Genomic DNA, 26064 nt, shown 5'->3' on the forward strand with positions numbered 1-26064 from the left:
GCAATCCTTGCTCGATCAGGGAGTTTGCTGCGAAGTCTGGTTGCCGCGAATGATCTCGACCGGGCGCGGGCCACGGGGCGCGCCGTCAGTCACCGGCGAGCCCCGCGTTGAGCCCAGGCTCAGTTGATTGAAGTGGGTGATGTTGCGATTGGCGGTATCCCGCTGCGTGGCAATGTTGCCGTCGCCCGCCCAGTAACGTTGCAGGTTCTTCTCCTCGGCACTGCGCACGGCCAGCCGCAGCGGCCCGGCCTGCGAGGCGAGCATCAGCCGGTTGAGCAATTGTTCCGGCACTGCAAGCACGACGCTGCGGGCATTGGACCTGAGGGTCTGCTGTTGTTCGTGATCCTGCCGACTGACACTCAGATCGTCCTGGCCCGGATTCACAGGTCCCATCAAGGCGCCGACGGTCAGCACGCGCAAGGCCGGGACGACGGTCTGCGCGCTGCGGTCGTTGTTTGCCGGGTCGGGCGGAAGATAGAGCAGCACATCAACGTAATCGCCAGGGCTCAACTGCCCTCCCGCCCCGATGATTTCATCGACGCCAAGGGCCAGCGCGCGTTCGCCCGGGCGAATCATCCGGGCCAGGGTGCCGCCAGCCTCGAAGCTGCTGTCGGTCAACCAGGTGCCGGCTGACAGCGGCCGCCAGGACATGCGCCCCACGGCGTCTTCGGGTTTGCTGAAGCTGCCGGGCGGTGCGACCTTCAGGCGTTCGACGATCAGATCGTCGGCAGTGATCGGCTGGTAGGCAGGGACATCCCGTCCCAGAACCAGAACGGACTGACGGGTGGGATCTTCCGAGGGTTTTTCCGCAACGACGGGAGTGGCAGCAGGCGCGGCGGCCGGATCCAGCGGCGCTTGAGGAGCAGGCGCAGTCTGGCGGCTCAGTACCAGTCCCCAATACCCTGCGAACAGGGCGCCCAGCAAAAACAGCACAGCAAGCCCCATGGTGACGCGACTGTTCATACGGCCCTCCCGTGCCTACTACAACTTCGAAAACGTTGGCAGTCCATCTGTCACTCAGTGGGCTTCGAACATTCATCCATTTCGGTATCAACGTTAGTTCACGTCATCCAAAACGCCATCAGATGTAGGAAATTTCAGCTAAGGGAATCCGTTCGAAGGCAGGAAGGCATGGGCCGATCCTGGGCACTAATACTTTCTGATTAATGCTTTCTCGTGATTGTGTAGTGGCGCAACGGGGTCAATGCTGTCAGCACGACGGATTGATAAACGCTTCATGCGTGTTTTGCCGCGCCCCCTGGCGCCGAGGAGAAGTCTGATGTTCCTTTGGTTATATATTTCCGCCCACATTCGCCGTTTCGTGAAGAATGAAGAAGCGGCTTCCGCCATCGAGTACGCCGTGATCGCGACGATGGTCGCTATTGTGGTAATCAGCTTTGTCACGCCGCTGGGCAATGCGGTAAAAGACAAATTCAACGATATAGTCACAGGCCTCGGCGGGAAGGCTATCTAGCGATTGAGCACCCCACTCAGGTTTACGCTTCCATGTTCCCGGCAAGGTAATGACGATGCCCTCCAAGCCCACACGCCAACAATTACTGCTCGTTGACGATGAAGAGGACGCCAACGAGGAATTGGCCGAGCTGCTGGAGGGCGAAGGCTTTTGCTGCTTCACGGCATCGTCCGTCAAAATCGCGTTGCAGCTATTGACCGCTCATCCGGATATCGCCCTGGTGATCACCGATCTGCGGATGCCGGAAGAAAGCGGCATCTCGCTGATCAAGCGACTGCGCGAACACACTTCGCGCCAGCATTTGCCCGTGATCGTCACTTCGGGCCATGCAGACATGGAGGACGTCAGCGACCTGCTGCGCCTGCAGGTGCTCGACCTGTTCCGCAAACCTATCTATCACGTTCGCTTGCTGGAAACGCTCAACAATCTTTTTCCAGAACCCAAGGTCTATCAAGTCGGCCAATAGCGCCTCATTCTTTGAGCGTCTGTCGGTTCGCAGTCTCCGTTTCCGCATCCTCTCACTCGCCTGCCGGCCGAGTGAGAGAAGGTGCATTTCTTACAGCTGATAACTGAAGCTCAGTGTGAACCTGGGGTTGCGGTTGTTACTGTCCAGGCCCACGTCGGACATCGGCTTGGCGGCCTCAAGCGCGATGTTGTAGTAGCGGGCATCGCCGAACCGCAGCCCCACGGCTGATGACGAAAGCTTCGAATCCTTGACCGGCAGGTCGTTGAACCAGCTGCGCGCCGCATCCAGCACGACATAGGGCTGCAGCACTTTCACCCAGTTGCCATCTCGCTTGAAGCTGTAGTTGACCTCGTACGCCGCCCCCCAGCCTTTGTCGCCCGACGCTTGATCGGTGGGGTAGCCACGCCCGAAATTCTGCCCGCCGAACTGCGCACGCTCGCTGTCCGGCAAGGAGTCATCGCTCCAGTACAGCGCCGCTGAAAACACGCCCTGCCAGTTTTCAAAGAACTTGTCGCTCTGCACGCCGGAAAGCCTCGCGCGCAGAAAATCCAGGTCGTAGACGTTGTCGTCGGTTTTCGCGCCCATGCCGTCGATGCCCTGATAGACACCCGCGCTGAGAATTCGCAGCTGGCGATCCGTGGATTTGCGCCAGTCGCCCTCGATCGCCAGCGCACGAATGTCGGTCTTGCTTTCAACGCTCAGAGGGGCGCCGATGACGCTGTAGCGCGTCTTGTCATTGACGGCATAAAGACGCGCGCCGGCGCTCAGCCACTCGTTCTGCGCGGCGATCAACGGATGAGTGATGCCCACGGAAAAACGATCGTTGTCGCGGCGTTGCCTGAGCTCAAGCCCGTTGTCCAGCGCCACACGGGTGCTGGGCTCGCTGCGGTAGTGCGAGCCTGAAACGCTGAGCTGCGTGCCTTCGGCATTGAGGTACTGCGTGTAGTCGAGGCGGTAGTAATGCTCCTTGTCATCGCCCGGCGGAAACAGCCCGCTGAGGGTCAACTGCTCGGCCATCGAGGTCTGCGCATTGCTGCTCAGACCAAGCAACGCCTGCAAGCCGTCGCGGCTGTCATCCGTGGTGCTCAACGTGCTGGTGAAGGGTTTGCGCGCCGCCTGCGCGAGCAGCGTCGTCGCGCCATCGGTGGTTCCCGGAGGCGGCACCTGAGCTTGCAGCGTCAGGCCTGGCACGCGACTCATCAATGCGGTGTAACGCTCGAAGGTCTTGCGTGTGAGCGGCCGCTCCTGCCTGATGTTGTCCACCAGTTGCTGCAAATAGGCCGCGACGTTACCCACGTCGCCGTCGAGCCGGTAATCCCGCACGTAGCCCTCGACCAGCACCACGCGCACCAGGCCCTCCTCAAAGCCCTGCTGCGGCAGAAAGGCGTACGACAACAGATAGCCGTCTTCCTGATAACGCCGGGTGATCGCGCGCGTTGCGTCGATCAGTTCCGCCAGCGTCGCATCGCGACCGATCAATGCCTGATAGGCCGCGCCCAATTGCTCCAGCGGGGTAGACCGTACCGCCCTCGATGCGGATTTTGCGCACCGCCACCTTGGTGCCCATCATCAGCGGCGTTGCGTCGGCGGGAGGCGTCGGGACTTGCAGCGCGGGCGTCTGCGGACGATAAGCGTCAGCGGGCAGGTTGGGTACAGGAAGGGTTCGTTCGCGGTCGTTGCTATTGAGGAAAGCAGGAAGCGGTTCGGCATTCGCGACAACCGGAGCGACGCAAATACCCAGCACCAGCACAGGTATACAAGCACGCATGAGGACACTCCATGGCCATACAGCAGCGGCATTGCACAGGCATAAAAAAAGACAGGGGATCATCCGACTCCCCTGTCTGAAACAAGCGTAGGCGTTGTACGAGAAGTCGCTACCCAAGCAAGCTGGAGAAAGAACACTGCATCGCGGACAACGGACTCGCGATAGTTCTCACACTGCCCAGCACTACTTACTTGCGGTTAGCCAACGCACCGTTCAAACCGCCGCCTAAAGCGCCTGTAACCCCGTTGAGCAGACCTCCCAGCCCACCCGCATTCGTGCCTGTGCCGTTCACCACGCCGCCGGTTTGCGCCACGGTATTGCCGACACTTGAAACCGTTGCGCCGAGCGCGGTCGTCACCTGGCTGCCGTTGCTGGCGCCAATCTGTCCGCCAAGGCCGCTGACGGCACCGCCCACCTGACCCAGCAGGCCGCTCACCGGACCACCCAAGCCTGTGGCTGCGCCGACGTTCTGGGTCAGGCCGGTCACGCCGTTAAGCACGGGTGTCACGCCAGCGGATACGTTTTGAGTCAGCGCTGCCACCGGCGCACCGATCGCAGTGTTCGCCACGCCGTTGCCACCCAGAATCGGCCCCAGCGAAGCCACCGTTACCCCGCCAGCACTGCCGTTGAGGCCGACCGCACCCAGCAGATTGCCGCCCGAGCCTGCCGTCAGCCCGCTGCCAGCGGCAACCACGACACCGCCGACATTTTCCAGCAGGCCACCACCCAGCGACGGCAAGGCAGGCAAGCCTGGCAAGCCCGGCAAACTGCCGCTGCCGCCGGAACCCGCATTGGCGTGCACATACCCTGCGGCGGTGCCGAGCACGTCACCCACTCCACTGAGCGACCCGCCCAAGCCACCGGTCACCGGGTTGTTCTGCGCGCCGTCTTTCAGGGTATCGCCGACGTTATTGAGCGTGCCCTTGACGTTCTGCAGCAGGCCGTTGACCGGCTGGCCCAGGCCCGTGGCGGCACCGACTTTGGCGGTGGTCGACTCAAGCATCGCCACCACAGGCACCAGTTTGTCGCCAAGCGCGTGGGTGGCAGAACCCAGCGGACCTGTCGTGGTGGCGACGCTCAACGTGTCGCCGAGCATCGTGACTTTCTGGCCGACGCCGTCGACCAGATCACCTGCGCCGCCGACCACCGTGCCCACCAGCGGCACCTGCTCGATGGCCGAATTGCGGGCGAACCGTGCAACGCCTGCACCCAACGACGACACGCCGCCGCCCAACTCGCCGGTCGCGCCGCCGACGCTGGAAAGCGTTGTGCCCAGGGCATTGCTGTCGGTGCCCAGCGTGCCCAGCCCGTCCACCAGGCCGCTGCTCACGCTGTTGGTGGCGTGTCCCACCGAGGACACCAGACCACCGGCGCCAGCCGTCAGGTCACCGGTGCCTGCGATTGAAAGAGACGAAACGCCCTCGCCTGCGCCAACCACCGCATCGCCGACCTGGCCGAGTACGGTGCCCAGATCGATACTGGTCTGCGCAGTAGTGCTGCGTACGACCGGCGGGCCTGGCGTGGTGGTGCCTCCACCTCCGCCCGTACCGCCCCCGCCCGTGCTGCCACCTCCACCGCTGCCACTGCCGCCGCCGGCAGTGCCTCCGGACGTGTCCGTGGTTGCTGAAGATCCGTTGACGTGGCTTTTCGAGCCACCCCCGCCACTGCTGCAGCCTCCAAGGCTGACGGCGAGAACCAGCGCCAATGCCGATGAGGCATAAAACATCCGGGTTTTCATAGGGAGAATCCTTCCTTAACGCATCGTTATCCTGCTCCCCGACGCCCGCCGAAAAGCATTTACCCTTGGGCCTCATATCAGCCCTCAGGCGCGGATCCAGCAATCCATAACTTGGTATTAACAACTTGTATGAATGCGCATGACAGCAACGTCTGACGAACATTTGTCCAACGAAATCAGCAAGATAGATAAAGTCAACGAGCCTTCAGGAAGGGGATCGAACGAAAGTTATATAGTCGTAATTGACTAGCCGAAGAGGCTAAAAAAGTGATGCCGGCGGCCGATGACCATTGCATGGGTTCGTCGTCCGTCACGATGAGCGCAGCTTCAATCCACCACGCTGAACTCTACCCGCGCCGTCTGCCCGCTCTCATCCAGGACGCTCAACTGATACCGCCCCAGCCGGGTGAACGTGTGGCTGTAGCTGTCCTGGTTCGCCGTGTCGCCAACCGGCGCGCCATCGATGAACCACCAGCGGCGACCCGTGCCGCCGAGCGCCGACAACTTCAGACGCAGCAATTGCTGACTGCCGGCCGGCAAGCGCAACTGATCGCCCTCACGGACACCGACGATGGACAGCGCCGGCGCAAGGCTCAAACCTTGCGGCGGGCAGGCCGGATCGCTGGCAGGCAAGCGCGCCTCTCGCCGCTCGGCCTTGGGCAACCACGGTTCCAGCGCCGAAGGCCAGAGCGCGACCTCGCGCGGCTGCGCCTGTGGACACCCGGCCGCGACGCGCAGGCCGGCCGGGTTCACCCAGATTTTTTCCGTCAGGCCCAACCCCAGTGGCTGGTCGGTCGCCTGCAGCGTCGGCGGCGTCGTGCCGTCCAACGTCCACGCAAAACGCTGACGTCGGCAGTTCGGATCGCTCTTGCTCATCGGCTGCCCCAGCGGCCAGCACACCGCCGCCACCCCCACGCTCAACGGCACCGGCAACACCGGCGCAGCAATGTTGCGCTGAGCATCGCGGTTAACCAGCAGGTCGTGAACCTGCAACATCAAGGGTGCAGCCGAGGCGAGCCCGAACTGCCCCGGCACCGGTGTGCCGTCCGGTCTGCCAATCCAGACACCGATCAGAAATCTGGGGCCCACGCCGATCGACCACGCGTCGCGAAAGCCATAACTGGTGCCGGTTTTCCACGCCAGTTGAGGACGTTGGACGAGCGCTGCGTGCGGGTCCAGATCAGGGCGTGACTGACCGCTCAATATGCGCCGGATGATCCACGCCGCACCCGGCGACATCATGGGTCGGTCGCGCAGGCGATCGTCGGGCTGCAAGCGGATATCGGCACTGCGCCCTCCTCGCGCGAACGCGCTGTAACCGCCGACCAGATCTTCCAGACGACTGCCCCCGCCGCCGAGAATCAACGCGAGATTAGGCTCGGCCAGTGGCGGCAGGGTCAATGGCACGCCGCCGTTGCGCAGTTCGGCCGCAAAGCGCTTCGGGCCGTAGGCTTCGAGCAGCTGAACCGCGGGCAGGTTGAGCGACATCGACAGCGCCGAACTGGCGGCGACGGGCCCGTTGAAACCTGATGAGAAGTTGCCCGGCCGATAATCGCCATATCGCCTCGGCACGTCCTGCAGCAGCGATTCGGAGTGGATCAGCCCGGCGTCCATGGCTTTGCCGTACAGGAAGGGTTTGAGCGTAGAGCCGGGCGAGCGCAGGGCACTGACCATGTCCACATGACCGAAGCGTCTGGCGTCGCCGATGTCCACTGAACCGACGTAGGCGCGCACCGCCATGTTCTGCGCCTCGACCACCAGGATCGCCGCCGAAGTCCGCTCAGGCAACCGCGCACGCCAGCCCATCAGCAGGTCTTCGAGCCTGCGCTGCAAGCCGGCGTCGAGCGTGGTCCGAATCAGCGGCGGGCTGTCGGGTCGGTTCAAGCGACGGGCCAGCAGCGGCGCCAGACTCGGCTCCTGCCGCGGCGCCAGCAACAAGGGTTCTTCGAGCGCTTCGTCGACCGCCTGCTGCGGCCAGGTGCCAAACTCGGCGAGGCGTCTGAGCACCTTGTCCCGCGCGGCCTGGGCACGTTGCGGATGCCGATCGGGACGCAGCCGGCTCGGCGCCTGCGGCAACACGGCCAGCAAGGCGGCATCGGCGCGGGTCAATTGCCGGGGCGATTTGCCAAGGTACGCCCAGCTCGCTGCGGCGACGCCCTGCAAAGTACCGCCAAAGGGCGCGCGATTGAGATACAGCAGCAGAATGTCCTGCTTGGACAGGTGCCACTCCAGCTGCGCAGTACGCCATAACTGGCGCAACTTGCCGGGCAACGTGCGTGAATGAGGATCGAGCAGCCGGGCGACTTGCATCGACAGCGTGCTGCCGCCAGACACCACGTGACCGCCGCTGAGGTTCTGCCAGGTCGCCCGCGCCAGCGCCATCGGGTTCACCCCCGGATGCTGGTAGAACCAGCGGTCTTCGTAAGTCAGCAACGCCTCAAGGTAATACGGCGAGACCTGATCGATCGTCACCGGATAGCGCCAGACGCCGTTGGCATCGGCAAAACGCCAGAGGGGAGTGCCGTCTTCAGCCAGCACCACGCGCGCCAGATCGTCCTTGGGCAGCGGCAGCGGCCAGATGCGGTCCGCGAGCCAGAGCAGCAGACATACCAGCAAAAACCCTGCAACAGCCCACCGCAGTGCGCGACGAGAGGCCAGCCAGAGATTCGACGTCCTGCAGCCGTTCACAAGAAATCCGCGTTTCATGCCCGACTGCCTTTATGCTTCACGGAACTCGCCACGGGCAGGAACGGCCAAAGCGAACAGTCCTTGTTTCGATCCCTCTTTTTCATCAGGAAGCAGATATGCAGGTAGAAAGCGTTTTCGAATGGCTCGGCCAGGTAATCGGTGCCGTGATCCGCTTCGTCGTCGACGGGCTCAGCTGGTTGTTCAACATGTTCACTCATGCCGGTGGCAATTTTGTCGAAGGATTGTCGCGTACGCTTGGCATGGACACGTCGCTGATCAGCATCGTCGCGCTGATCATCGGCCTGATGCTGCTCTACTCGGCCATCCGCGCCTTCATGCGCGCCTCGATCATCATGGGGATCATCTGGCTGTTTCTCGGGCTGTGGCTGCTGAGCTGGATTATTCATTGATCAACAGATTTGCCCAGTAGGAGCGTGGCTCGTCCCGCGATCTGCCGGGAACCGGCAGCAAACCCTGCGCAGGGGTCCGTCTGAGACTCCGCATTCACAGGGTTACGACGACTTCGTCGCCGATCGCCGGACAAGCCACGCTCCAACAGAACATCGCATCTGCGCGTCCTACTTCTTCCCTTTCACCACCAACTGAGCAGGCGCATCGCCCAGTGCTTGCCAGTTTGGCCGGTACATCGACTCCACTTGCGGCGGCGGCACACGGTAGGTGCCCGGTGTCACAGCTCGCGCCAGGTACAGCAAGTGCACGGTGTTGAATCCCTGCAGGTCCAGCGCCGCAACGTAACGATCGCCACGGAATTCCTGATGCTTGACCCCCGCGTTCTCCATGGACTCACGCCACTGTTTCACTGACTCGCTGGCGTCCTCGAGGCTGGCGGAGCTTTGCGCAAGATTCTGGTTCTCGATCTCAAGACCTGCGGGCAGCAGGTCCACGACCAGCGCATCCGGCACACGCTCCTTGGCTTTGACCTCCAGATGCACCAGCACCAGCTCACCGCTTTTCAGCGCGTTGAGGTTCAGCGCCTCGCCATCCATGCTTAGGTACTCGCGACGGATGCCCAGGTTCTCGCCGCCCGCCACGGGAGGCTGGGACGGATAGCCGGAAATCGTCATCTGCTGATAGAGCGTCTGACTGCCGCCGTTCTGCACGGTCAACGGCGACGCCAGCACCGAGCTGTCGAGTTTGACGCCAGGCTGGTCGTTGCTCAGTTCACGATTGTTGCTGCCGCTGTTAAGCGTCGCGGCCCACCGGCCTTCCGGCTTGCCGAGCAGATCACGCCCGGCGAGGAACAGCGAGTTGCGCTCCTGTGTCGACAGGTAGCGGCTGGCGGCAACCTGATCGGACAGTGCGAACAGCCGCTCCTCGACCTTGTCGGACGCCAGTTTGTTTTCTTCGAGCAACGCCAGAATCAGCGCCTGATCACGCAGCGGGCTGCCATAGTCGGCCAGCCAGTCATCGGCCTTGCGCCCCGCCGCCAGACCGGCCATCAGTGCCTGATCGGCGCGCGGCTTGTCGCCCATTTTTTCCAGCGCGATAGACAGCTGCACCAGTGGCAAGCCAGAGCGAGCGTCCGTACGGCGTTCGAACAGGCTGCGCAACGCACCCAGCGGCGCCTGCTGGCTGCGCGACAGAACGAGGCCAGCATAGGCCTGCACCGCGAAGCGAGTGTGATCGGCGTTTTCGCTGTAATTGACCTCGATCTGATTGCGCTCCTGCAGATAACGCAGCAGGCGCTCGTTGGCCTTCTTCAGGGCATCCGGCGGCACCGCGTAGCCTTGATCGCGAGCCCGCAACAGGAAATCGGTGACGTAGGCCGTGAGCCAGTATTCCTCTTCGCCGTCCGCGCCCCACAAGCCGAAGCTGCCGTTGTAACGCTGCATGCCGAGCAGGCGCTCGATGCCAAGCTCGATCTTGCGTTTGCGCTCGGCATCGGACTCACCCTCCAGACCAAGACGCTTGAGCGTCGCGGCATCCGCGTACAGTGCCGGGTACAGACCGCTTGTGGTCTGCTCCAGACATCCGTAGGGGTAAGCTTTCAGGGCGCGAATCTGCTCACCGAGGTTCAGCGGCGGACGGCTGGACACCGACAGCAAGGCCTCGCGCCCCGCCGGCTCGAACGCCTCGAGTGCGCCTTCCGGCAAGCTCCACGCCTGATCCTTGAGCACCGCGCGATACTGCCTGAGCATCGCCGGGTATGCAGGGCGCACGCCCAGGGTCCATTCGCGGGTGAACGCCGGCAGGTTCTCGCCCGGCAGGTCCAGCCCGTTGACAGTGACTCTGATCACGCCCTGGCCGAAACCGCCCTGGGCCTTCACCGGAATCTGCAACGTCGTGCGCTGCCCCTGGCTCAGGCTCAGTGCCTTGCTGCCTTCGCCTTCGGCCAGACTCAACTGACCGTCGACAGTCACCTGCACGTTGAGCTTCTGAGCCTTGCCAGACAGGTTCGACAGGTCCAGCGCGACCTTGGTCTGATCGCCTCCGGCCAGGAAGCGCGGCGCTGAAAGTTCGGCAATCAGCGGCGCTGCGACGACCGTTTTAGCCTCAGCCATCCCGTAGCGCTCGTCGGTCCAGGCCTGCGCCATGATCCGCAGTTCGCCATTGAAGTCGGGAATGTCGACGCTCACTTCGGCGTCGCCTTGCTCGTTCAGCGTCACGGGCGCGCTTTGCAGCGCGACGATGGTTACGCTGGTTTCGGGACGCTTGCCGCCCTTGGCCAGCGCAGCGTCGCCGCCGAACGCCAGACTCGCCAGACGATTGCGACCGGCTTCGATCAGTTGGCCGTAGACATCCAGTTGGTCGGCGCCATACGCCTTGCGCCCGAACAGGCTGGCGAACGGATCCGGCGTGGCGTATTCGGTGATGTTGAGAATGCCGACGTCCACCGCTGCAACCAGCACGTGCACATCCCTGGGAATCGAGCCATCGGCGTTCTTCGCGTTGACCTTGAGTTTCAGCGGCTGCTTGGGCCGCATCTTCTCAGGCGCGGTGATACTGACTGCCAGCTTGCGCTGCGAACGGTCCAGCGGCAGGTGCAGGACACCCACGGCGCGCTTTGGCGTAACGTTGGCTTTGCGCTCGCCAGGACGCACCACCAGGGCGCTGACGTACAGGTCATGCCGCGCCCATTTCTTGTCCAGCGGAACATCGAAGGCCTTGCCTTCAGCCGGCACATCGATCTCTTGCCACCACAGCGGGCCTTCGCTGGACTCGACCAACAGGTAGCCTTTGCCCGCAGCGGGTGGCGTCACTGTCACCTTCGCGGTGTCGCCGTCGGCGTAGGCCGGTTTGTCCAGCGCCAGTTTGACCTGATCAGGCCGCACCGCGCCGCCTTCGGCGTTGTCCTGCCAGCGATAACCGGCCCAGAACCGCACACTGCTGATCAGACCGGTGGCCGGATCCTCGACTTCAACGCGATACGGACCCCACTCCACCGGGAAACTGATCTTTGCCGTCGAGTCCTTCTTCACGCTGAGGGTCTCTTCGGAAAGATTGAGGAATTTCTCGTTGTAGTGATAGCTCCAGCCATCGCTGTCGGAATAATTCCAGTAGTAGTCGCGACGCTCGCGCACCAGGCGCACCTTGAGGTTGTCGGCAGCCAGCTTGTGCCCTTGGGCATCGGCCATCAGCACTTCGAACTCCACCGGAGCGTCACCGTCGGTGGCCTCACCGTCGAACAGCCCGCGCAGGCCCGGCATGGTTTCAGCCGGCCAGACCGGCTGAGTCAGGCGCCGGGTGATCGGCCGACCGCCCGACTCCTGCAGGCTGGCCTGCAGCACCAGTTCCAGCGGCGAGCGAGCCTTGGCCCACTGGCTGTCGATACTCAGATCGAGCTTGCCGTTGGCGTCCAGTGTGCTGTCTTCGATCTCGAGATCCTGCTTGAGGTCTTCTTCGGTCACGGAACCGAACTGATAACCCGGCAGCGCAGGTACAGCATCACGCAGCGGCCGCACGTACAGCTGGCCGGTCAGCCGGTTGCCCGATGCCGGGGCACCGTAGAGATAGCGACCATTGATGGCCACGTCCAGCGGCGCGTCAGGCGTCAACGGCGTTTCGCTGCCCTTGAGCTCCAGCGCCATGCGCTCTGGCAGAAAATCCTCAACCTGGAACTCGTAAAGCTGCGGCTTGCCGTCACCCAGATCGAAGACCAGTTGCCAACGACCGGTCGGGGCTTCTTCCGACAACTGCAATTGGTATTGATACAGTCCGGAAGCATCGGCGTCCCACACGAACTTGCGACTGACCTGCTCATCCGGACGACGCACTTCCACTGTGATCGGCTGCGGTTTCACGCTTTTGCCGTCGCTGTCGCGCAGCAGGCCATTGAGCAGCACCACCTCGCCCGGCCGATACAGGTCGCGCGGGCCAAAAATGAAGAACTGCAACGGGTGGGCCTGCGGGCCGGTGATATCGAATTCGGCCAGGTCCAGCGCAGCGGTGTTCAGACGCAACAGGCTGGTCTGTTCTCCCTGATGAGCGAGCAGCACTTGAGCCTTGGCGGGCAGCGGCAGTTCAGCATGACCTGCGTTGTCAGTCTTGCCCTGGCCGACCACCCGGCCTTTGTCGTCGTACAGTTCCAGATCGACGCCGCCGAGCGCTTTGCCGCCTTCGAGGGCCTGAGTAAAGACGTCCACCCGGTTGGCGTAGCGATGCGCCGACAAGCCGATATCGCTGAGCGTGAACAGCGTCGCGGGCTGGGAATAGTGGTAAGTGCCCGACGCGCGCATCACTGCCAGATAGACGCCGGGCTGCTGCAGTTGCTTGAGGCCCGCGATTGGCAGCAACACCGTTTCACGGGTGTTGCGCGCAGGATTGAGGTCGAACCGGCCGCCGTAGACCAGATCGGCCATGGGCAGCAGTTCCTGGGACTCGTAGCTCTGCAGGCTGGACGAACCTTCCCACGCGCTCAGGAATGCAGGCAATGAATCAGGCTTGATGCGAAAGAATTCAACGTCCACTTTGTCGACGTTCAGCGCGATCACTGGCAGACCTTCCGCCAGGCGCGTCGGCAGCAGACTGCCGCGGCTGGCAAACCCGACCGTGGCTTGCAGATCGGACGTCTCGAGCCGGGCCGAATACTCGGCAGCCAGCGCGTTGTTGTTCACCGCCACCAAGCCAGGATCGATCGTCAGCACCAGCTTGCGCTTGGGCTCCAGGTGCCGCAGTCGCAACTCCATCAGGTTGTCGGACAGCTCCCATGCGCCATCCACTTTGCCGTCCTTGCTGTCGACCAGGTGCACCTTTTCGGCAAATTTCTGATCCGGATTCAGGGGCACCGAGAAACTCAACGACAGCGTGCTGGCGCCGTCGAGCTGAACTTCCGAGACATCGACCACGGTCAGCTCGCGTCCGGCGTATCGCTTGCTCAGCGCAGGAAGGTCGACGGCAGGTTTGGGTTTCGCGGTTTCGACCGCCGCTGCTTGAGGGGCCGCAGGCTGGGCCGGGGCGGGTGCGGGTTTATCGGACGTGGAGGAATCGCAGGCACTGAGCAGTACCAGCGCGCAGGCCAGGAACAATCCTTTGTTAAGCATGAGGCACTCATTGGGCGGCAGTGATGAGGGAGCAGAAGTTATAGCACCGCAATCCCGTTCGTGAAGCGCGGCGCGGGAATAGACCGTGGCTTTGTGCGTTCGTTCTCATGCCAGTCGGCTTACAATGCCGGCCTTCTGCGGGAGTCTTCATGTCCAATTTCATCACTGACTGGCGCGACCGCGTCACTCACCGACAGGTGTGGGCGCTGGCTGCGCCCATGATTCTGTCGAATATATCGGTGCCACTGGTTTCGCTGGTGGACAGCACCGTGATCGGCCACCTGCCGCACGCTCATCAGCTGGGTGCCGTGGCGGTGGGCGGTACCTTGTACAGCTTTCTGGCCTGGGCCATGGGCTTTCTGCGCATGGGCACCACCGGATTCGCTGCGCAGGCGGCAGGCCGCAACGACGGAGCGGCGCTGCGCCAGGTCCTGCTGCAGGGGTTGCTGCTGGCGATGGGGTTCGCTGTTCTGCTGGGCCTGATCGGTTTGCCCTTCCAGCATCTGGCGCTCGGAATGATGCAGCCCTCGCCCGACCTTGACGACCTGACCCGCGAGTTCTTTCACACGCGCCTGTTCGGCCTGCCGGCTGCACTGGCCAGCTATGCGCTGGTCGGCTGGTTCCTCGGACTGCAAAACGCGCGGGCGCCGCTGGTGATTCTGCTCACCACCAACGCGGTCAACATCGCCCTGAACCTGTGGTTCGTCATCGGACTGGACTGGGGCGTCGTCGGCAGCGCGCGGGCGTCGGTGCTGGCTGAGTGGGTCGGCGCGCTGCTCGGCCTGGCGCTGACACACAAGGGGCTGCGCGACTATCCGGGGCAACTGGCGCTGTCGGCCCTCAAGCGTTGGCAAAGCTGGCGGCCCCTGCTGGCGGTGAACCGCGACATCTTCATTCGCAGCCTGGTGCTGCAATCGGTGTTCTTCCTGGTCACGGTGCAGGGTGCGCGGCTGGGTGATGCGACCGTGGCCGCCAACGCGCTGCTGCTCAACGGGCTGCTGGTGATGGCCCACGCACTGGACGGCCTGGCCCATGCGGTGGAAGCGCTTTGCGGACACGCGATCGGGGCAAAGGATCGGGACGCGCTGCGTCGCTCGCTGAATGTCGCCGGTGGCTGGTCGTTGATCTGCAGTGTCGCCTTCGCGGTGATTTTTCTGTTCGCCGGGCACCTGTTCGTCGAGATGCAGACCAACATCGAAGCCGTGCGTCAAATCGCCTTCGTTTACCTGCCGTATCTGGCCGTGTTGCCGCTGCTGGCCGTCTGGAGTTACCTGCTGGACGGCCTGTTCATCGGCGCCACCCGCGCCCGGGAAATGCGCAATGCAATGCTGGTCACCGCAGCGCTGACCGTCCCGTTCGCCTGGATGGCGAGCGGCTTCGGCAATCACGGGCTGTGGCTGGTTTTCCTGCTGTTCATGACGCTGCGTGCGCTGACGCTGGGGTACATCGCCAGACGCCTGAACAGCAGCGGCGGATGGTTCGATTAACACGGCCCCGCGCCCGAGCCTGGAAATGGCGGGTGGTCATTGCGGCGCTCGGCGGCATCGGCGATGGAGGTCAGCATGATCCTCAGCCCGCTCAGGGAAATGCTTTTTGAATCGATGGTCACTTCGCTGTTGCCGACCCGAAAACGCATTTCCGAATGTTCGGCCATGCGCACGACCAGTCTGTCGTCGACGCACACTTCGTTCGTGTCACCCATCAGCATGGAAGGGTTGATCCGCGTGGTGATCATGCGCCGTGACGCGTCCGGATCGGGGCATGTCTGCGGGTTGATGTCGGGGTCCCACAGCCTGTCGCTGATGTAAGGACGATCCGGATCGCCATCGACGAAATCAACCACGACCTCCATCCCGCCCCACCACTGCTCGGGGCGTCGATCAAGATGGTCGGCCAGCACGATCCAGCAATCGTTGAAACGCGCGCCCTCGCCCTGATGGCCCCACTCAAAACGCACTTTTATCCGGCCCTTTTCATCGTGCGTGGCGAGCGAAAACAGCTCGCCCGCCACACAGGCGCGTTGCAGGGTGGCGCGTCTGCGCAGGGGCGAGGCGGTTTTGCCGGCCGCATTGCCACGTGATCGACTGCTTGCGCGGGGCGGCTGCGCACTCGGACGATCAGGCGGCGCATCGACGAAGATGACAACGTGCCGCTTCGGCGAATGCTCGAAGCGATAGTGCACGCCCTCCTCTTCGCATAACCGCTGAAGCAGCTGAAGATCGCTCTCGAAATACTGCGCGCAGTAGTCACGAGTCGCGCAGGGCTGAGCGCGCTGCCAGAGGTAAAGGCCATCGACGATGCCATGCTCGTGCAACAGCTGCGCGATTATTGTTCTGGCACACATGCCTTGAAAGATCCGGCGGTTGTGCCGGAAAGCCATCAGGCCCAGTCGAGGACCAAACGTGATGTCGTAACGGATCGGCGCCTGCCCTGGCGACTGGGATTGCCCCGACCCGCCACTGCTGCGCACGATGCTCTGAATGTGCCCGTGGATACAGGGTTGCCTGGGGTGCGGATGCAGGAAGCCCGCGCTGAACAGGAACTCGTGCGCATCCAGCGGACCCTGCTCGGTGATGATCTGCAGCTCAAAGAAATAAGGGCGGTTGAACGGCTCGGCGCCCTTGCATGACAGCACCTCGAATGAGCGTTTGGGGCGCTGAATGTCCAGACGCAGACGCGTGGCGTTGACAGGGGATTGCATGGCGCGGATGACCTCGGCTGATGAGTGGCCGCGGATTCTGGCGGAGAAAATGCACCAAGTAGAGGGCACAAATGCAGAACAGGAAAGGACCTACAGCAGAGGACAGCAATGCAGGAAAAATCTGTAGGAGTCGTTTTCTTTCCTGCTCTGCCAACGTCGTATTTGATCGTCGGCAGCCAAAAAAAAACGGGCCCGTGAAGGGCCCGTTTCGTTCAGCCGGCAGGCGTGTCAGGAAGACAGGTACGAGGACCGTGTCAGTCCCAGACGCAGCGCGTCCAGATACTGGGTGCGCTCGCGCGGGCTGATCTTGGCGCTCGCGACTTTGTCCCGGTAATGGGTCATCAGCTCCTCCGGCGACAGGTGCACGTAACGCAGCATGTCTTCGATGGTGTCGTGGGTTTCGATACCGGCCGAGTAGGCGCTGCCATCGGCATTCTGGTAGATGTTCACCGAGTCGGTATCGCCGAACAGGTTGTGCATGTCGCCCAGAATTTCCTGATACGCGCCCACCAGGAACACACCCAGCAGATAGTCTTCGCCTTCGTTCAAAGCGTGAACGGGCAAGCTGGTTTCGATGCTTTGCTCGTCGACGTACTGGTTGATCTTGCCGTCGGAGTCACAGGTCAGATCCTGCAACACCGCGCGACGCAGCGGCTCTTCGTCCAGACGGTGCAGCGGGATGATCGGCAGCACCTGATCGATCGCCCAGGTGTCCGGCAGGCTCTGGAACACCGAGAAGTTGCAGATGTACTTGTCGGCCAGCTTGTCATTGAGCTCGTCCAGCACCTGACGATGCGAACGCTGACGCGCCTTGAGCGAGTTGTGCAGGCGACGACAGACCGCGAAATAACACTGCTCGCCCAACGCTTTTTGCGCCAGGGTGATCTTGCCGTCCGAATACTGCGCCGCGATGTCGCTCATATAGTGCGTTGCACGCCAGTACGTTTCGGTGACCATCTCGATGTCGGTCGGGCCGAGCAGGTCAACCAGCCACTGCAGGGTTTCGGGCAGGCTTTCCTTGTCAGTGATTTCCGGCACTTCGTCGTTGTGACGTTCGACGTCGGTGACCTGAATCACCAGCATCGCGTGGTGCGCCGTCAGCGAGCGGCCGCTTTCGGAGAAAATGTGCGGATGCGGCAGACCCTGCGCATCACAGAACTCTTTCAACATGCCCACTACGACACCGGCGTAGTCATCCATGTCGTAGTTGATCGAGCTGGCATTGCGCGAGTGCGTACCGTCGTAATCCACACCCAGCCCGCCGCCCACGTCGATGTGATCCACCGGCAGGCCCAGATTGCGCAGCTCGCCGTAGTAGCGAATCGCTTCTTTGAAGCCGTGCTGATAGTCCGCCAGGTTGGCGATCTGCGAACCCATGTGGAAGTGCAACAGCCGAATGCCCTGGTCCAGGCCCGCCTTGGTGAAGCGCTCGACCACCGACAGCAATTGCGCGGCGGACAGGCCGAACTTCGATTTTTCACCACCTGTGTCGGCCCACTTGCTCGACGCCAGCGACGACAGGCGCACGCGCAGCCCGACCTGTGGCGCCACCTTGAGCTCAGCGGCCTCTTCAATCACCAGCTCGACTTCGGATTCTTTCTCGATGACGATGAAAACGTTGTGGCCCAGCTTTTGACCCATCAATGCCAGACGGATGAACTCGCGGTCCTTGTAACCGTTGCAGACGATGGTGCCGCCCTTGGGGGCCAGCGCCAGCACTGCCATCAGTTCTGGCTTGGAGCCGGCCTCCAGGCCGATGGAAACGTCTTGCGTGGCGATGATGTTCTCGACCACCGCTTCCTGCTGGTTGACCTTGATCGGGTAGAGCGCGGTGTACTTGCTCTGGTATTCGAGGCGCGCGATGTTTTCGTCGAACGCACCGGTCAACTGACGCACGCGGTCTTGCAGGATGTCAGGAAAGCGGACCAGCAGCGGCAGAGACAAGCCGCTTTTGCGCAGCTCGTCGACTTGCTCGTACAGGTCGATGGGCGAACTGCCCGGGCCATTGGGGCGAACTTCAACGCGGCCGGCTTCGTTGATTGCAAAGTAACCGGCCCCCCAATGACGAATTCCGTAGACACTGCGGCTGTCCGCCACGGTCCATTGGCTGCCATCGTCTTTGCGTGTGCGTCGTACGGACATCGAAGTCCCCTATATAGAAGTCATAAAGCGCCAGCCATGACCGGCTGGGCGCAGTGTAAAGAGTGGAAATGACGGTTTGGCGCCAGCTCGCATGGGGCAGTAGACCCACGAGAACAGACAGAGTTTGCTTTAACGGGGCAGCGCCAGACCGACAGCGGAAACCGGGGCGGGAAGACCAGACGACTCAGCCGCCCGACTTTTTCGCCTTGAAGCCTTGCTTGACCAACTCGGCCAGCAGCGTCTCGACGTGATCGCCCTGGATCTCGATCACGCCATCCTTGAGCGCGCCGCCAGTGCCGCATCGACGCTTGAGCGTAGTCGCCAGTTCCTTGAGCGCGTCTTCGGCCAGTGCCACGCCGGTGATGGTCGTCACCGTCTTGCCGCCACGGCCTTTGCTTTCGCGGCGAACACGGGCGATGCCATCACCCTGCGGGATGACCGACGTTTTGCAGGTGCAGGCGTCGACAGGCTGACGGCATTCGGGACAATGCCGACCGGCGTCGGTTGAAAATACCAGGCCACCGAGGGCGGCGAAGGATGCGGCTTTTTTGGCCACTGGCAATCCTCTTCTTGAGGACCAAAGTCTGGTCGGGCAGAGCGTCAGAACACCAGTCTGCGGGCCGACCGCGAAGCCCCACTCAGGCAGGGGCAGCGCTACTGGACCGCAAGGGCGGTCCAGCTTGAAAAGTCGCGCAGTGTAACGGCAAAAAGCGGCGTTGCTAAGTGCAAATATGCGCCAATTTACGGGACATTTGCGACGTCGCCCAAATAGCGCTTCAACGCGGCCAAAGAGTCCGGGCAATAAGGCTTTTCGACGGTTTCGAGCAGCACCTGCTCGATGCCGATAAACCGCGCCTGGATAACTTCCTCAGGCTGCAAATTCAAGGGTCCGTCCCAGACCGCTGAAAACACCGCGCACCACAGACGGTTGCCTGGCTGATCGAAGAAGAACCGCTCGTGAGCCGTGAGTTCGACGCCCGACACACCCAGTTCTTCCTCCAGCTCACGCGCGGCGGACTCCGCGTACGTTTCATCCGCCTGAACCATGCCTCCGGCCGCCACATCCCAGTAGCCCGGATAGATCGCCTTGCTCAGCGTGCGCTGGTGCACGCAAAGCTCCCCGGAGGAATTGAACAGCAGGATGTAGGTGCCACGCCCGATCAGTCCTCGTTCGCGCAACTCGGCACGCGGCAGCGCACCGAGCAGTTGATCCTGACGATCAACCCACGCGATCAGCTCGGCATCGGAGGCCGCACGATGAGCCACTTCCTGATCCGAAACCGGCACCGATCAGCCCTGGGACAACAACTGGCGCAGGTCGATCACCGCCGCGTTGGCTCGCGACAGGTAATTGGCCATGACCAGAGAGTGGTTGGCGAACACGCCGAACGGGCTGCCGTTGAGAATCACCGGGCTCCACATCGGCTCCTGCGAAGCCTCCAGCTCGCGAATGATCTGACGCACGCTGACCGTTGCGTTTTTCTTCGCCAGCACGTCAGCGAAGTCCACTTCGATTGCACGCAGCAGATGCGACAGCGCCCAGGCCTGACCACGCGCTTCATAGAACACGTTGTCGATCTGCATCCATGGGGTCTCGACGATCTCTTCGTCCACCTGCGGCACTTCGCCCGGTTTCACGGTCACGGTGGACTGCGCTTCGGTTTTCAGCGTGCTGTTGAGTTTGACGCGGCCAACGCTGGCAGACAGACGCTGAGACAGCGAACCCAGGCGCGTGCCCACGTCGCCCAGCCAGTTATTGAGGTTGTCGGCACGGGTGTAGAACAGTGCGCCTTTCTGGTTCGGGTCGGACAGGCGTGCCTGATATCGGCTCAATGCAGCGATACCATCGCGGTACTGCGATTCGCTCGAAGGCAGCACCCAGCTTTTGTTGTCGAAGTTGAACAGCGGTTCGGCGCGCGCCAGATCGCCATCTTCAGCCGACTGCGACTGGGAGCGGGCGAAGTCCTTGCGCAGGGCCCGGCTCAGGTCACGGACTTGAACCAGCACGCCGTATTCCCAGCTTGGCGTGTTGTCCATCCACAATCCCGGAGGAAAACGGTCGTTGGAAATGTAGCCGCCGGGCTTGTCCAGCAGCGTCGAAGCGACGGTCTTGAGGGTTTCGACGGTGGTGTAACCGATCACCATCTGCTTGCCTTCGCGCTCAGCGGCCGCTTGCGCCTGCTGCTGAACCGGGAACAGCGCCGGTTCGCTGCTCCACCAGATACCCAGCACGATGGTCACGACCAGATAGATGCCAACCACCGCGCCCACCGCACGGCTGAAGAACAGACCGCCCCAATAACCCCGAGGCGCCTTGCCCACCGGCTTCTCGTCAACGCGTTCAGTTCCCGCGCTGCCCGAGCGCTTCTTCCAATCCAGCATGGCCTTGTCCTTTCAGTCACGAATTCAGTGCTTCTGACCGCAACCTTACAGCAAGGTGCGTTTGGCAGGAACGCGACCCGTTGTCCAGTTGCGTTACCGACGCGTCCGGGAACGTCATCGTCGCGCCTGCGCATGGTGACCTGCATGTACCGTCAGACACAAAGCGAAGCTGTTGGGCGTTAGTCGGAACGGGGCCTGCCCGACGCTCTTCGCATGAACTCAGGGATTTCCCGGCTCAAGTCGGGAAGCTGAGGCGCCTGTTTTTACGTGCCACTCATCAAATTTCCATCAGCGCTGGCACAGAACTCGCAATGAAAGCTGGAAAATTGACGCCCCGAGGCCTGAAAAAATGACAACAAAATGACTTGCGGTGCACTTGGGCGATAAAAGTAGTGCTAGCATAGCGCCAGCATTTGTATCGGGGTTTCCCCTATAAGTAGTCAGGTTATGACTGAAGCAGAAGATCCGAGCCGCGACCGCCTCAAACACCACTTCGCCCAGCGCGTCATCCACCAGGCACGTCAGATCCTGGAGGTATGGCAGCGCCTGCAGCAAAGCGAATGGTCGGCCTCGGACATGGCGGAATTGAGCGAAGCCAATCAGCGGCTATTGCGCTTTGCGGAGCGTTTCGAGCAGTTCGAGCATGCGCAGCTGGCGACGGCAATCGGGCAGTCGCTGGCCGATGTGGAAGCCAATCGCGGCCGGCTGAGCAGCGTGCTGATCACGGACCTCAATCGCCTGATGCAGCGGCTGTCCCGCACCGGTCTGAGGCATGGCGACCGACTGGATCAGACTTCCTTGCCGCCCCTTCGCAAACCGATTTACATCGTGTTGCAAGACCACGAACGAGGAGAACGGCTGGCCAAACAGCTGGAATTCTTCGGCCTGAGCGCGCAGTCGCTGGACAGCGTCAACGCCTTCCACGCAACGCTCGCCGAACGATTGCCTGCGGCGGTGGTGATGGACGTGGACTTCGGCGGCACCGGCGAAGGCCTCAAGCTCGCGTCGAAAATGCAGGAAGGGCTTGAGCAGAAACTGCCGCTGCTGTTTTTCAGTCATCACGAGACCGACACACCGACGCGACTGGCCGCCGTCCGCGCAGGCGGCGAAGAGTTTCTGACCGGCACACTCGAAGCCTCGAGCCTGCTGGAGAAGATCGAAATCCTCACCCGCGTGGCCCAATATGAGCCCTACAAGGTGCTCGTGATCGATGACTCCCGCGCCCAGGCCACGCACACCGAGCGCCTGCTCAACAGCGCCGGGATCGTCACGCGGACATTGTTCGATCCCATCCAGACAATGGCCGAGCTGGCGGACTTCCAGCCTGACCTGATCATTCTCGACATGTACATGCCCGGTTGCACGGGCACCGAACTGGCGAAGGTCATTCGCCACAACGATCGCTACGTCAGCGTGCCGATCATTTATCTGTCCGCCGAAGACGATCTGGACAAACAACTCGACGCCATGAGCGAAGGCGGCGATGACTTCCTGACCAAACCGATCAAGCCGCGCCATCTGATCACCACTGTTCGCAACCGCGCTGCGCGAGCGCGCAACCTCAAGGCACGGATGGTGCGCGACAGTCTGACGGGGCTGTACAACCACACGCACATCCTGCAATTACTGGAAGATTGCAGCTTTCGGGCGCGTCGCGAAAGCAAGCCGCTGAGCTTTGCGATGCTCGATATCGATCATTTCAAGAAGGTCAACGACAGCCACGGCCACCCAATGGGCGATCGGGTGATCAAAAGCCTCGCGCTGTTTCTCAAGCAGCGGCTGCGCAAGACTGACTACATCGGTCGTTACGGCGGTGAGGAATTTGCCGTCGTCATGCCCGACACCGATCTGCAGGCCGCTCATGACGTCCTCGATGAAATCCGTCGTCGCTTCGCCGAAATCCATTACCCCGCTCAGCCTGTCGACCTGTTCTGCACGTTCAGCGCCGGTGTCGTCGAGCTGGGCGAACACGACGATGCACTGATGATGGCGTCTCAGGCCGACGAGGCGCTGTACCGGGCGAAAAAGGCCGGCCGCAATCAGGTGCATGGGTTGCAGGAAGGATTCACCTCGTCCGGCGCGAGCAAGCACACGCAGGTTGATATCGTTTAGTCACCCGCGCCATCGCCGGCGAGCCCGCGCCACGGGCTTCGGCCGCACGCAAATATCCCGCACGACTCGGTGCGCCTGCACGCCTGCAAACACTCCGCTATCATGCGCGGACTTTTGTCATGCGAGACCACCATGCGCCGCCTGTTTTGTCTGATACTGCTGACCTTCGCCCTGCCCGCCTTCAGCGCGAGTCTGCTGGATAACAGGCCTGGCTCGACGTTCGGCAGCCCGGCACTGGGCAGCGCCGTCGACAACAGCAAGGACTTTCTCCCGGTTCGTGAGGCATTCCAGCTCAACCTCATCGACAGCACTGCCGAGTCGATCAAGCTGCAATTCGTCGCCACCGAAGGCTATTACCTCTATCGCCACCGCTTTCAGTTCCGCACCGAACCGGCCGACATTGGCCTGGGTGCGGCCCAGTTACCCGACGGCGAGAAGAAGCACGATGAGTACTTCGGCGATGTCGAGGTGTATCACGGCATTCTGGACATCAACCTGCCGCGCAAGGCTGGCGACACACGCCCCTTCACGCTGGTCGTGACCTATCAGGGCTGCGCCGACAAAGGCCTGTGCTACCCGCCGGAAACAGAACGCCTGAGCATCGCAGGGACAACCGCTGCCAAATCGGACCCTTCGCTACCCCCGAGCGCAGGCGTGGCGGACTTCAGCTGGAAACAACTCGCGCTTTTTTTCCTCGCCGGAATCGGCCTGACCTTCACGCCGTGCGTGTTGCCGATGCTGCCGATTCTTTCCGGCGTGGTACTGCGCGGGCAGATTGGCGGCCTGCGCGGGTTCTCGCTCTCACTCGCTTACGTGCTGCCGATGGCGATCTGTTTCGCCATGCTTGGCGCGCTGATGGGCATGTTCGGCGCAAGCCTCAATTTGCAGGCACGACTGCAATCGGCCTGGGTGCTGGTCCCTTTTTCGCTGTTCTTCGTGATATTCGCCATCGCCATGTTCGGCGCGTTCGAGTTGCGTCTGCCTCGCGCCCTGAACGATCGTCTGGACCGCATCGCCGGCAACACGCAGGGCGGCTCGCTGTGGGGCGCCGCAGTGCTGGGCGTGGTTTCGAGTCTGCTGGTTTCGCCTTGCGTGTCGGCTCCGCTGGCGGGCGCGCTGCTTTATATAAGTGCCAGCGGCGATACCGTGGGCGGCGCGCTGAAACTGTTCGCGCTAGGGCTGGGCATGGGCGCACCGATGGTGTTAGTCGCGACGGGTGGCGCGGCCTGGCTGCCGAAGAGCGGGCCTTGGCTGGTCACGGTCAAGAACGCGATTGGCGTTTTACTGCTGGCGCTGGCGATCGGCTTGCTCAGTCGGGTCATTCCCGGCCAGGCCACCTTGCTGCTGATCGGCCTGCTGTGGGCGGGCGTCGCGTTGTTTCTGGGTGCGCTGGAGTTCGGAGAAAAATCCACCCGTGGCCGTCTTGCGCAACTGCTGGGCCTGTTTTTGCTGGTCTACGCTCTGTCCTGCTGGTACGGCGCGCTGAGTGGGCGCACCGACCCGTTGCGCCCATTGGGTAACGACAAGGCGGCCTCTGGAACACAGACTTCCGCCCCCGATACGACCGGCCGTTGGCAGACAATCAGTAAGACGAGTGAGCTGGAACAGATCCTCGAAGATTCGAAAAACGCCGGACAACCGGTGCTGGTGGGCTGGTACGCCGACTGGTGCATCAGTTGCAAAGTGATCGAACATGACGTGCTGCCGGACCCGAAGATCGTCAGCCAGCTTACGGGGTTTCGTCTGATTCGCTTTGACATGACGGACAGCAATGCTGAGCAACGTGCGCTGCTCGACCGTTACAAATTGTTCGGACCGCCCGCGCTGCTGTTTTTCGGAAAAGATGGAAACGAGCTGGAAAATGTTCGTGTCGTCGGCGAAATCAACGTTCAGGCCTTCTCTGAGCGCCTGTCTAGAGCAAATGACCAAATTTAGTCTCATAGTCACAAACTTTGCGTGAATATCGGACATCGTGCTGAATATTGCCGGTAACTGGACAGTCCATTGCGGTTTCCGGCATAGTCGCTGCGCATCAACGGCTCGCATCTGATGCGAGCGTCGAAAACGCACACAACAAGGAACACACGATGGCGACTTTTCTGGTTCTTCACGGACCTAACCTGAACCTGCTAGGCACCCGGGAACCGGGCATCTATGGCTCGATCACGTTGGCCGACATCAACCAGGATCTGGAAAAACGTGCGCGCGAAGCCGGTCACCATCTGATGTATCTGCAGAGCAACGCCGAGTACGAATTGATCGACCGCATCCACGCTGCCCGCGATGAAGGCGTGGACTTTATCCTGATCAATCCGGCCGCTTTTACTCACACAAGTGTTGCAATACGTGACGCGTTGCTGGGAGTGAGCATCCCATTCATCGAAGTGCACCTCTCGAACGTGCACAAACGCGAACCTTTCCGCCATCACTCCTACTTTTCAGATGTCGCTGTAGGAGTGATCTGCGGCCTTGGCGCCAGCGGATACCGACTGGCCCTGGAGGCCGCCCTGGAACAACTGGCCACCCGTTCAAAGGCGTGAACGGCGCAGTTTCGCACTGAGCCACACAGCCTGAACCGGCTACCGAATACCCCTGACCGTCCCCTGGGAGTTGATGATTAATGGATATCCGTAAAGTCAAGAAACTGATCGAACTGCTGGAAGAGTCTGGCATCGACGAGCTGGAAATCCGTGAAGGCGAAGAATCCGTTCGTATCAGCCGTCACAGCAAGACTCCGGCACAGCAATACTACGCGCCGGCCCCGGTCGCAGCGCCTGCTGCACCTGCTCCGGCCGCTGCTCCGGCCGCCGCTGCCGCTGCCGAAGCACCAGCCGCAGCCAAGCTCAACGGCACCGTTGCCCGCTCGCCAATGGTCGGCACGTTCTACCGCAAAGCTTCGCCATCCTCGCCAGCCTTCGTTGAAGTCGGCCAGACCGTGAAGAAAGGCGACACCCTCTGCATCGTCGAAGCGATGAAAATGATGAACCACATCGAAGCCGAAACCAGCGGCGTGATCGAGTCCATCCTCGTCGAAGACGGCCAGCCGGTTGAGTATGACCAGCCGCTGTTCACCATCGTTTGAACCGCGGAGA

At 62.0% G+C, this 26064-nt stretch carries 17 protein-coding genes and 1 pseudogene; 8 read left to right on the plus strand and 10 right to left on the minus strand.

Going from position 1 to position 26064, the window contains the following annotated elements; genetic code table 11:
* Positions 1–15 precede the first annotated feature (15 nt).
* Positions 16–963 carry a Flp pilus assembly protein CpaB gene (gene cpaB, locus AAGQ88_RS23620; RefSeq protein WP_342653745.1) on the minus strand — a complete coding sequence of 316 codons (948 nt, stop codon included), beginning with the start codon at positions 961–963 and terminating at the stop codon, positions 16–18.
* Positions 964–1279: 316 nt separating this feature from the next.
* Here cpaB and AAGQ88_RS23625 point away from each other — a divergent pair, with 316 nt between their 5' ends.
* Together AAGQ88_RS23625 and AAGQ88_RS23630 are read left to right on the plus strand one after the other, a co-directional pair.
* The gene (locus tag AAGQ88_RS23625) at positions 1280–1474 is read left to right on the plus strand and encodes a Flp family type IVb pilin (protein WP_342653746.1); all 195 of its coding nucleotides are present in this window, start codon (positions 1280–1282) and stop codon (positions 1472–1474) included.
* A 55-nt stretch (positions 1475–1529) separates the two neighbouring features.
* Positions 1530–1940 (plus strand): response regulator, encoded by a 411-nt coding sequence (locus AAGQ88_RS23630; RefSeq protein ID WP_342653747.1) that lies wholly within the window; start codon positions 1530–1532, stop codon positions 1938–1940.
* A 90-nt stretch (positions 1941–2030) separates the two neighbouring features.
* On the opposite strand, the pseudogene AAGQ88_RS23635 reads toward AAGQ88_RS23630, so the two are convergent.
* The 3 genes and pseudogenes from AAGQ88_RS23635 to pbpC all read right to left on the minus strand — a co-directional run bounded on the left by AAGQ88_RS23635 (position 2031) and on the right by pbpC (position 8086).
* Positions 2031–3708 (minus strand): annotated as a pseudogene (locus tag AAGQ88_RS23635) (POTRA domain-containing protein).
* 187 nt (positions 3709–3895) lie between these two features.
* Positions 3896–5446 carry a collagen-like triple helix repeat-containing protein gene (locus AAGQ88_RS23640; protein WP_342653748.1) on the minus strand — a complete coding sequence of 517 codons (1551 nt, stop codon included), beginning with the start codon at positions 5444–5446 and terminating at the stop codon, positions 3896–3898.
* Between the two features lie 327 nt (positions 5447–5773).
* Positions 5774–8086 carry a peptidoglycan glycosyltransferase PbpC gene (gene pbpC, locus AAGQ88_RS23645; RefSeq protein WP_342655875.1) on the minus strand — a complete coding sequence of 771 codons (2313 nt, stop codon included), beginning with the start codon at positions 8084–8086 and terminating at the stop codon, positions 5774–5776.
* A gap of 164 nt (positions 8087–8250) precedes the next feature.
* Between pbpC and AAGQ88_RS23650 the strand changes: the two genes are divergently transcribed.
* The gene (locus AAGQ88_RS23650; protein WP_093464803.1) at positions 8251–8544 is read left to right on the plus strand and encodes a hypothetical protein; all 294 of its coding nucleotides are present in this window, start codon (positions 8251–8253) and stop codon (positions 8542–8544) included.
* Between the two features lie 168 nt (positions 8545–8712).
* Here AAGQ88_RS23650 and AAGQ88_RS23655 read toward each other — a convergent pair whose 3' ends face one another.
* The gene (locus AAGQ88_RS23655; RefSeq protein ID WP_342653749.1) at positions 8713–13635 is read right to left on the minus strand and encodes an alpha-2-macroglobulin; all 4923 of its coding nucleotides are present in this window, start codon (positions 13633–13635) and stop codon (positions 8713–8715) included.
* A gap of 149 nt (positions 13636–13784) precedes the next feature.
* On the opposite strand from AAGQ88_RS23655, the gene AAGQ88_RS23660 reads away from it, so the two are divergent.
* On the plus strand, positions 13785–15122 hold the full coding sequence (locus tag AAGQ88_RS23660) for an MATE family efflux transporter (RefSeq protein ID WP_342653750.1): 1338 nt from the start codon (positions 13785–13787) through the stop codon (positions 15120–15122).
* Here the strand turns inward: AAGQ88_RS23660 and AAGQ88_RS23665 are convergent.
* The 5 genes from AAGQ88_RS23665 to AAGQ88_RS23685 all read right to left on the minus strand — a co-directional run bounded on the left by AAGQ88_RS23665 (position 15119) and on the right by AAGQ88_RS23685 (position 20860).
* Positions 15119–16336, minus strand: coding sequence for a contractile injection system protein, VgrG/Pvc8 family (locus AAGQ88_RS23665; protein WP_342653751.1), 1218 nt, complete (start codon positions 16334–16336; stop codon positions 15119–15121). The two genes, AAGQ88_RS23660 and AAGQ88_RS23665, sit on opposite strands and share 4 nt — an antisense overlap.
* A gap of 228 nt (positions 16337–16564) precedes the next feature.
* Positions 16565–18478, minus strand: a complete 1914-nt coding sequence (gene speA, locus AAGQ88_RS23670) for an arginine decarboxylase (protein WP_093464815.1) — start codon at positions 18476–18478, stop codon at positions 16565–16567.
* Between the two features lie 184 nt (positions 18479–18662).
* Complete coding sequence (locus AAGQ88_RS23675; protein WP_342653752.1) at positions 18663–19034, minus strand: translation initiation factor Sui1; 372 nt, start codon at positions 19032–19034, stop codon at positions 18663–18665.
* Positions 19035–19219: 185 nt separating this feature from the next.
* The gene (locus AAGQ88_RS23680) at positions 19220–19765 is read right to left on the minus strand and encodes an NUDIX hydrolase (RefSeq protein ID WP_342653753.1); all 546 of its coding nucleotides are present in this window, start codon (positions 19763–19765) and stop codon (positions 19220–19222) included.
* A gap of 3 nt (positions 19766–19768) precedes the next feature.
* The gene (locus AAGQ88_RS23685; RefSeq protein WP_285424149.1) at positions 19769–20860 is read right to left on the minus strand and encodes a DUF2333 family protein; all 1092 of its coding nucleotides are present in this window, start codon (positions 20858–20860) and stop codon (positions 19769–19771) included.
* Between the two features lie 447 nt (positions 20861–21307).
* Here AAGQ88_RS23685 and AAGQ88_RS23690 point away from each other — a divergent pair, with 447 nt between their 5' ends.
* From AAGQ88_RS23690 to accB, 4 genes are all read left to right on the plus strand, one after another.
* On the plus strand, positions 21308–22972 hold the full coding sequence (locus tag AAGQ88_RS23690) for a PleD family two-component system response regulator (RefSeq protein ID WP_342653754.1): 1665 nt from the start codon (positions 21308–21310) through the stop codon (positions 22970–22972).
* 132 nt (positions 22973–23104) lie between these two features.
* A complete protein-coding gene (locus tag AAGQ88_RS23695) occupies positions 23105–24907 on the plus strand; it encodes a protein-disulfide reductase DsbD (protein ID WP_342653755.1) in 1803 nt (600 codons plus the stop codon).
* Positions 24908–25059: 152 nt separating this feature from the next.
* Complete coding sequence (aroQ, locus tag AAGQ88_RS23700) at positions 25060–25512, plus strand: type II 3-dehydroquinate dehydratase (protein WP_074751988.1); 453 nt, start codon at positions 25060–25062, stop codon at positions 25510–25512.
* An 80-nt stretch (positions 25513–25592) separates the two neighbouring features.
* Positions 25593–26054, plus strand: a complete 462-nt coding sequence (accB, locus tag AAGQ88_RS23705) for an acetyl-CoA carboxylase biotin carboxyl carrier protein (protein ID WP_093464829.1) — start codon at positions 25593–25595, stop codon at positions 26052–26054.
* Positions 26055–26064 lie beyond the last annotated feature (10 nt).

This window comes from Pseudomonas sp. F3-2 (assembly GCF_038804275.1).
Lineage (GTDB): Bacteria > Pseudomonadota > Gammaproteobacteria > Pseudomonadales > Pseudomonadaceae > Aquipseudomonas.